The sequence below is a fragment of the Ruminococcus sp. genome (assembly GCF_017650195.1).
Lineage (GTDB): Bacteria > Bacillota > Clostridia > Oscillospirales > Ruminococcaceae > Ruminococcus.
In genome coordinates this window covers 1-8,643 of the sequence record NZ_JAGCFH010000002.1, presented here as the reverse complement: position 1 = coordinate 8,643, position 8,643 = coordinate 1, and the positions used below count along the sequence as shown (strand labels likewise).

Genomic DNA, 8,643 nt, shown 5'->3' with positions numbered 1-8,643 from the left:
TAATGTTTACTCCTGTTCTTATATTTATAACTGTTAACAGGTTAAAAAGCACGAAAGATAAAAGTTTACCAATTTGAAAAATATTCAAAACGGAAAAAATCGCCCTGAATTACCATATACTCTAAAAACCACTTGACAAGCGAAAGAGAACAGTGTATACTTATAACGTTGGTGTACACTGTTCATTTACTTTTCGGGAGGCTTGTTTATGCCGAGAGACAAGACGCAGAGCCATGAAAGGATCATAGAGGCTGCCAAAAAAGAGTTTATGCAGTACGGTTTTACTGATACTTCACTCCGAAGAATAGCAACTGAGGCAGGCATTCAGGTAGGCGGTCTGTATAAGCATTTCTCCAGTAAGGAGGAAATGTTTGCATCGCTGGTTGATCCTGCGATAGAAGGGCTTTTGGATTGCTTTCACGAGATAGAGGACGACTACTTTGATGAGATAGGTAAGGTAACATTGGAATCTATATGGGAAGATAAGATGGAAACTGTTAGATTTATGGAATACATCTATGACCATTTTGACGAGTTCAAGCTGATCGTTTGCAGATCTCAGGGTACAAAATATGAAAATTTCACTCATGACATAGCGATACTTGAGGAAGAAGTCACGATTCGATATATGAGTACACTTAAGAAAAGCGGGCTCGCTGTCAGTGAAATAGATGAAAAAGAGTTCCATCTGCTTGTGACGTCAAGTGTTGAAGCGATATTTCAGACAGTCATACATGATTTCACAAAAGATGAAGCCATGCACTACGCTCATACGCTCGAAAAGTTTTATCTTCCGGCATGGAAGGCTTTATTCGGTCTTTAATCGATCAAATCAAGGGAAACGCATTATGAGCGTTTCCCTATCAAATGGCAAAATGGTTAGCGTGTGCAAACATAAATGGAGGCGAATTATAAAAAATGAAAAAGAAACGCAATTTATTGTCCTGGATAATTGAATTTGCAGGGAGAAAGAGAAGATATTTCAGTGAAAGTGTTGTGCTTGCTGTATTTGGCGTAGCAGCGTCATTTATTCCCTATCTTATCATGGCGGATATTGTAGAAAAGCTTCTTGATGGGAACAGAGAATGGGACTATTACTTGAAGCAGACGCTACTTATGGGCGTATGCTGGTTAATAAGGATAACTTTGCATTCGTTCTCGACTTCATTATCTCATATGGCAACTTTTAACGTGCTGGGCAGCATACGTATACAGCTATGTGAAAAACTGTCAAGGATACCGCTTGGCTCAGTGCTGAATGATAACAGCGGCAGCTACAAAAACATTATTGTTGACAGGGTTGATTCCATGGAAACGACTCTGGCGCATATTGTCCCAGAGTTTACGGCAAATATCCTTCTTCCCGTCATCATGTTCATATATCTGATTTTGCTTGATTGGCGGTTAGGGATGGCTAACCTTTTAGCCGCTTCAATCGGTCTTATATGCGCTGTCATTATGTTTGCAAGAAGCAAAGGCGGATATGAATTATCCGTTGAAAAGACCAAAAAGCTTAATGATACAGCTGCGTAGATACAAGGACACTCATCCTATGGCGCTTTCCGGTGGCCAGAAACAGCGTGTAGCGATAGCATCTGCAATAGCTTCAGGTGAAGAGTTACTGCTGTTTGACGAACCAACATCGGGACTTGATTACGCTCATATGGAAAGAGTTGGAAAACTTTTGCGTCAGCTTGCAGAAACAGGCCGCGCTGTACTTGTTTCTACTCACGATCCTGAGTTTATTGAACAATGCTGTGATTACAAACTTCGGATTGAAAAAAGGCAGATTGTTTTCATTTGAGTAGCGGAGTAGTTAGTGTTAAAACATCATCATTTGCAATAAAATAAGTGCCTCCGTAAATGGATGCACTTATCTGAGATTTTTTATGAAGGTTATTAAGCATACATATCTTTGCTTTAATGAATCAATTATGGCTTTATGGATATATATTATATATTTTTTTGAGTTTTAAATATTATATTAAGTTGTTATCTGCCTGCACTCCCGCCTCCGCAACTACTGCAGCTGTCACAACTACTGACGCCCGAGGTACTGCTGTGTCCGAATGAAATGAATGAACGAGTTGTACGTTTTGGGTGTAAAGCTGGATTAATATATGTGAATGCGTTATACAGACTAAGATAAAATACATATGTATTTAAATCTATAAGAGTGCTGTTTGTCAGCAATCCAAAAGTGATATTATTTATGTCACAAAGTTCCATGAGAGGAAATAGATATTCAGAAAGCAACTGTTCACCGCCTGTGAAGTTGATGTGTCCACAGAAGCTGTTTTTATCATAGAAGTTTATGTACTGGTGCAAAATCTTTTTTAGTGAATCAAAAGTTAGCTCTGAGCCGTATTCGTCCTGATAGCAATGACTGCATCTGTGGGTAATATTCTTCTGCAAAAACATGTTTTTGCTTTTGTTTCTGCATCCACATCCCTCTAATCAAATGTATTTAATTCATAGTTGTCATCGAGCTTTATTATAAAAAAAGAATATCACACTAATAAGAGTTCCTACTTTTCATCGTCGTCATAAAACGTAGAAAAAATATTATCCCATTGAAAACTTAATACTTTCTTAGAATCATCTTCATAGGCAAATTCATAATAGAATATCGGATATACTCCATACAAATTCTTTTCTGAACCGCGAATCATTGCACTTGCTGCTGATTCATTCGGTTTCGCAGACTTATTATACTCTGTATAAACATTATATTCATGACTTTTACTGCAGTCAATGAAGAGGTTCTCCGAATCAATCTTTTTCAAGCCGTTCTTCTCATATACATCAGCAATTTCTGAGAACTCTATTTCGGCAGGAAATGCCTTTATAGCTCCAGGATGCCATATCTCATCAAAAACATCATAGTCCAATACATTAATGCCGATCTTATATACAATAGCATCCTTAACAGGTGTTTTTTCTCCAGCTTCAGCTTTCAGATTGCTGTAATATAGAGCTATATCATATGCTGGAATACCTTCGTCAGATATCTGGACATCTATAGGCAGATATATTCCGACTTTTTCCTCATCGCCCACAAGTACTCCGTCAATGTCTATTCCACCTTTAAACTCATACTTTCCTTCAAGTTCCTTCATAAGTTGTCCAACTGTATAGTATCCGCCATTTCTAAAAACGTCATTGCCGATTTGGATAAGCCCCGATGACAGTGATGCATTTCTAATCTCATCTGTAGGAGCATATTCCACAAGTTTAGGTCTCGGCTTTAATTTTTCTTTTTCTGTTTTAATGACAGCTTTCTTTTCACCGCAGCTTACTGCCGAAATCAAGAACAAGAAAAAAGTAAAAGAAAGAGTTAATACCCTTTTTGACATATAATTCATAAAATCCTCCTCCTGTGTTATAATTAATAATATCATTAATTTGTGATGAATATGTGAAAATCATCTTCTATGTACATCGTATCACAGCAATTATATTGACGTTTAGTAATATCTGTTTAAAATGTGATTGATTTATTTATGTCAAATAGTATTGTAACAGACCTGAAAATTATGAGTTTTATTAATATCAAAATATTTTTATATTACTGCTTCTGCAGTGCTGCTAGTTATATCAGTTCTGCTTTCAGCTTTTGCTGCTGACCAGCAGTAAAGAGGCGGTATTGGCCTATATTACTGTACTTTTATGGAGTATAAAATATAAAATGTACAGCAGTAAATTTAACTGAGGCGCATTTAGCCACGGTGGTCATTTATGTTACAGTTTCTACTTGATTACAACGCAAATATATAGTATAATAAGTTCATAACAAAAATGGAGGATAGATATGAGCATATTAAATGTTGAACACATTACCCACGGATTTGGTGCGAGACAAATACTTAATGACGCATCTTTCAGACTTTTGAAGGGTGAACACGTTGGACTTGTTGGTGCTAACGGAGAAGGTAAATCCACATTCCTGAATATTATTATGGGCAAAATTCAGCCGGATGAAGGAAAGATAGAGTGGTGCAGACATATTACAGTTGGCTATCTCGACCAGTACAGCACTCTTGAAAAAGGAAAGACTATCCGTGACGTTCTGCGTGAAGCTTTTGACTACCTCAGTGAACTTGAAGCTGAAATGCTTTCACTTTATGACAAGATGTCTGACTGCTCAGATGACGAGATGAACGAGTTGATGGAAGAAGTCAGCGAGATACAGGGGATACTTGACTATAGTGGTTATTATACAATTGACGCAAAAATATCTGAGTATGCAAACGGTCTAGGCCTTAACGAGATAGGTCTTGACAAAGATGTCTCTGAACTTTCAGGAGGCCAGCGTGCAAAGGTGCTTCTGGCTAAGCTATTGCTAGAAAATCCAATGATACTCATTCTCGACGAGCCTACTAATTTTCTTGATGAGAACCACATCAGATGGCTGACAAATTTCCTGCAAAACTATGAGAATGCGTTCATACTTGTATCTCATGATGTTCCATTTATGAATAGTGTAATAAATGTTGTGTACCATGTTGAGAATGCTATTATGACACGATATACTGGAGACTATGACAATTTTGTCCGTATGTATGAGCTTAAAAAGAAACAGCTTGAGCAAGCTTATGAAAAGCAGCAGAAAGAAATTGCAGACCTTGAGGACTTCATCGCACGCAACAAAGCTCGTGTTGCAACCACGAACATGGCTAAGTCACGCCAGAAGAAGCTTGATAAAATGGATAAGATAACTCTTATGCGAGAAAAGCCCAAACCGACATTTTCGTTCCGAAAAGCTCGTACTCCAGGCCGTGTAGTCATTGACTGCAAAAACGTTGTTCTCGGGTATGATGAACCGCTTACCAAGCCTATCTCAGTAAAGGTAGAAAACGGGCAGAAAATAGCTATCCGCGGAGTGAACGGTATCGGAAAAACCACTCTTCTGAAAACGCTGTTGAAAATAATACCTCCCATATCCGGATACGTTGAGCATGATCAGTTCGTTGAGTACGGATATTTTGTGCAAGAAGAGGAAAGCACTTCCAAAACTGCTCTTGATGTTATATGGGAGGAATATCCATCTATGACAAATGCGGAAGTACGTGCAGCGCTTGCACAGTGCGGATTGACTACCGAGCATATCACCTCGCAGATGAGAGTGCTTTCAGGTGGTGAGAATGCTAAGGTGAGAATATGCCGTATAATGCTACGCGAGGTAAATCTGCTCGTTCTCGATGAGCCGACTAATCATCTTGACGTTGATGCTAAAGAATCACTGAAAAAAGCCATAAAGGAATACAAGGGAACTGTTCTCATCGTCAGTCACGAACCTGAGTTTTATATGGATATTGCTGATAATATCTGGAATATCGAGGAATGGTCTACAAAGATAATCTGAGCTTTAAGAAAAATATAAATCTAAGATAGTTATCATTGAGAATTCAAACTTGGTGGAGGATTACTTTTAAGAAGTTACGTTCTAGAAGAGGCATTATGCACATTAAAGGCACACTACTTAAAGGCAGTAAAGCGATATAAAAAAGCCTGTATTTCACTCCTATTCAAATAACAAAGCTTTAGTGGCAGTTCTGATATAGTTTTTCTTTATATAACTTCAAGTGAAGTGATCTTATGCAGAAGATACTCCTGTATGCGGAGAGCATCATTAGAGGTAAGTCCCTTTGTGGAACTGTCAACGTCACCGTTGATAATGCCATGATCTGTAAGGTGCTTGTCGGCTGTACCACCTATGCCGTACTTATTTGGATTTGCAAGGCTTTGCATGATAAGTACAGCGTCTGCAAGGTCAACCTTACCGTCACAGTTGGTATCGCCTGCCAGTATATCTGTTATAGAAGAGGTAACTGTTGGCAGAGAAGCAGTTTCAAGTGTACGAATAATGATATAATTGATGTTAATTGCTTTATCTTCGGAGTAGATGCAAATATCAACAATACCATCATTTGCAATATCAAGCTTGCAGACAGAAGGTGTCTTACTGTCTGTTGGACAGTTTTCAATAAGGAGCTTTTCAAAGTTAGTATCACCGGCTGTTTTTACATAAGGTTTTGTGGAGCAGCCCCATGGATCGCTGAAACACATCTCCAACTCATATTTGCCTGCAGGGAGCCAGAATCCATAGGAAATTGTACGTTCCATGTTATTCTCGTATTGATTTTTTGTATAGCGGAAGGATGCAGTCTTGTCCCTGTTGTCAGAGGTGTTGTATTCGTCGCACCAGGTATTGGCTGTATAGAGTCCGCCACTCTTTGAACCTCCGTCATATTTATCTTCTGCATCGTCCAAAAGTCCCCAAACGACGCCTGTTACCTCATCAGGACCAAAAATCTGATCTGTAACGCTGTTGTAGCGGCCAAGCTTATCACTGCCAGTAACGGTGTAGCGGTTATGATCGCCGCAGTCAACAAAATAGGCAATGTTATTGTCATACTCGTATAGAGGCTTTACGGCTGTTATATAGATAAAATCGCATATCTTTGCAGATTCTTCATCATTATCAGAAGAAAAGTCCACTGTGACCACATCGTACTCCTCTCCGTCAACTGTTATATGCTCACTGTATTTTTCAATCAGCTCTGGAGGTATGATGTAATTGAGCTCATAAACTTCATCATCACCCTGATAATAGAGTTCTTTTCTGCATATTATCGCATCGCCGACAGTTATGCGTATAGTTTTCATGTTGTCGGCCTTGCGGAATTTGACAGTCAGGATATTGTAGTCTGCGTCCTCGTCAACAGCCATACGGTAACTGAAGTGACCACCGCTTTTGGCATAACGGTATGTGCTGTCGTCAGTGATTCCTTGAGTGTTGGACTCCTGCATATTATGTAGATTATCATTCTCATACTGACCATACCCCGGCTGAACCGTATCTACAACTGTTTTCTTTGAACGTGTAGGCCTGTCAACAGCAGTACTGCTGCTTTGGAAATTCCAGTAAATACCGTATCTCTGTTGGTACTGTCGGTAATGAGGTGTGAACGTAAGGTCGTGGTCGGTGCCCTTGAGTGTAAATCTCAGTGAACTGTCATCCTTTACAAGATGATCGTTTATATCTGCCATAAACGTGCTTACAGTGGTATTATTATCTGAGATACGGATATTCTCCGAGGGAGCTATCTGTTCCTTGGGGATAGTCACCCACATACCTGTTGAACCTGTTGCCATGTTCTGTTTCCCAAGCTCTGCACTAAGAACGATAGGACCATATTTGAAGCCGTATACCGTATTCTTATCAGGGAGTGAGTAAGCTTTTACCTCCTCTGGTATATTGACTTCTATAACATCACCTGTACTAAACTCACCTGTTACTTGAGCATAGCCGTTAATTGTCCTGTATTGGTATTTATTGCCATCGACCTTTATGGTCATATTGCCTGCTTTCCAGTTGGGAATACGAAAACGAAAGTCTACGATACCGGTGCCTTCAATTGTAAATACGGAAGTGTCCCCCTCTGGGATATAGCTTTCCTGAGTTATCTTCATACTCTTGTCAGCCCAGGTGAGTACAGAGCTTTGATACATATTGACGTAAAGAGTATCATCACCATGCATATAGATAGTGTCTCCAAGTTTGGTAAAGCTTTCCATACCGCTTCCTGTACAGCACCAGAAATGATCAAAGGGTGAGCTGTATACCTTGAAGTATCCAGTTGCCATAGGCTGAAAATATGTGGTCATACCCGTTTCCGGATTCTGTGATGAGAGGATAGAATTATAATATGTATTCTCATAGAAATCCATATACTTACTGTCTTTTGTTATCTTGAACAGTTCACGGCTGAGCTTGAGCATATTGTATGAGTTGCAGGTCTCACAGTTACAGTTGGTACGCTCCTTATCAAGTACATCGTCCATGCCGAAATGTTCCCATTCACTGTTGCCGCCTGTTATGTAGGTGTGATGAGTCGTGACCATATCCCAGAAAGCTTCAGCATATTGCAGATAGCGGGAGGCGTCCACAGTCTCGCCGTTTACAGTCTTACCGTCAAGAGCGATGTATCGCTTGAGCGCTCCGAGAAACTTTGGGATAGTTGTATTTGCGTGCTTGTTATTGAGTACATTTGAGCCGCCCTTCAGTACCGCCTCATGGAGATTGGTCTCGTCAAAATAATGAGCAGCTGCAGCATGCTCGTCCTTGCCTGTTATCATGTACAGGTCGTAGAGACAGTCGTTCATCCCACCGTATTCTATAGAGAGGACCGTACTGTGCTTCCTAGAGTCCCAAGTCTTGCAGCGATTATATACCCAGTCTCCTAGACCTGAGCCCAGATCCCTTGCCGGAGCATAGCCGGTAGCATTATATATATCAACTATGCCTGCGATGAGCTTGTGCATGGTATACCACGGTACCCATGCCTCATCGATGATATTTGCTTTTCCTACCTCAATATTGTCGAACTGTACCTCCACACTCGTTCCGTTAGGGTGAGAAGCTGCCCATACAAAGCCCTGCTTACCTTTGGAATTCTTCTGACATTCCCGCATACCGTCTATTAGGGTGTACATTCTTGACTTCACAGCTGCACGCTGAGCGTCCGAAAGCTCCGGGTGCCGATAGGCTTGCGCCAGAGCAGTAAGGTAATGACCTATGGCGTGACCGGCGATATTGGTGTTTTCCCAGCCGCCGTAACGTTTTGCACCTTTTGTATT

General features: G+C 40.2%; 7 protein-coding genes. 4 read left to right on the top strand and 3 right to left on the bottom strand.

Features of this window, described 5'->3' with window-relative positions:
* Positions 1-208: 208 nt before the first annotated feature.
* From J6U00_RS00065 to J6U00_RS00055, 3 genes are all read left to right on the top strand, one after another.
* On the top strand, positions 209-823 hold the full coding sequence (locus J6U00_RS00065; RefSeq protein ID WP_296577337.1) for a TetR/AcrR family transcriptional regulator: 615 nt from the start codon (positions 209-211) through the stop codon (positions 821-823).
* Between the two features lie 95 nt (positions 824-918).
* Complete coding sequence (locus tag J6U00_RS00060) at positions 919-1,533, top strand: ABC transporter transmembrane domain-containing protein (RefSeq protein WP_296577335.1); 615 nt, start codon at positions 919-921, stop codon at positions 1,531-1,533.
* A complete protein-coding gene (locus tag J6U00_RS00055) occupies positions 1,496-1,804 on the top strand; it encodes an AAA family ATPase (RefSeq protein ID WP_296577333.1) in 309 nt (102 codons plus the stop codon). The genes J6U00_RS00060 and J6U00_RS00055 overlap by 38 nt, the downstream gene beginning before the upstream one ends.
* Before the next feature lie 188 nt (positions 1,805-1,992).
* Here the strand turns inward: J6U00_RS00055 and J6U00_RS15120 are convergent, their stop codons facing one another.
* Positions 1,993-2,421: a radical SAM protein gene (locus J6U00_RS15120; RefSeq protein WP_365717560.1), complete on the bottom strand. Its 429-nt coding sequence runs from the start codon at positions 2,419-2,421 to the stop codon at positions 1,993-1,995.
* A gap of 107 nt (positions 2,422-2,528) precedes the next feature.
* Complete coding sequence (locus J6U00_RS00050; RefSeq protein ID WP_296577331.1) at positions 2,529-3,365, bottom strand: hypothetical protein; 837 nt, start codon at positions 3,363-3,365, stop codon at positions 2,529-2,531.
* Positions 3,366-3,811: 446 nt separating this feature from the next.
* Here J6U00_RS00050 and J6U00_RS00045 point away from each other — a divergent pair, with 446 nt between their 5' ends.
* Complete coding sequence (locus J6U00_RS00045) at positions 3,812-5,365, top strand: ABC-F family ATP-binding cassette domain-containing protein (RefSeq protein ID WP_296577329.1); 1,554 nt, start codon at positions 3,812-3,814, stop codon at positions 5,363-5,365.
* Positions 5,366-5,571: 206 nt separating this feature from the next.
* On the opposite strand, the gene J6U00_RS00040 is transcribed toward J6U00_RS00045, so the two are convergent.
* Positions 5,572-8,643: beta-L-arabinofuranosidase domain-containing protein (locus J6U00_RS00040; protein WP_296577327.1), on the bottom strand; the 3,072-nt coding region annotated here is incomplete at its 5' end.

Bases quoted from the DNA above. Each gene is read 5' to 3' on its own strand.
- J6U00_RS00045 (WP_296577329.1), top strand. From the start codon at position 3,812: ATGAGCATATTAAATGTTGAACACATTACCCACGGATTTGGTGCGAGA.
- J6U00_RS00065 (WP_296577337.1), top strand. From the start codon at position 209: ATGCCGAGAGACAAGACGCAGAGCCATGAAAGGATCATAGAGGCTGCC.
- J6U00_RS00060 (WP_296577335.1), top strand. From the start codon at position 919: ATGAAAAAGAAACGCAATTTATTGTCCTGGATAATTGAATTTGCAGGG.
- J6U00_RS00050 (WP_296577331.1), bottom strand. From the start codon at position 3,365: ATGAATTATATGTCAAAAAGGGTATTAACTCTTTCTTTTACTTTTTTC.
- J6U00_RS15120 (WP_365717560.1), bottom strand. From the start codon at position 2,421: ATGTTTTTGCAGAAGAATATTACCCACAGATGCAGTCATTGCTATCAG.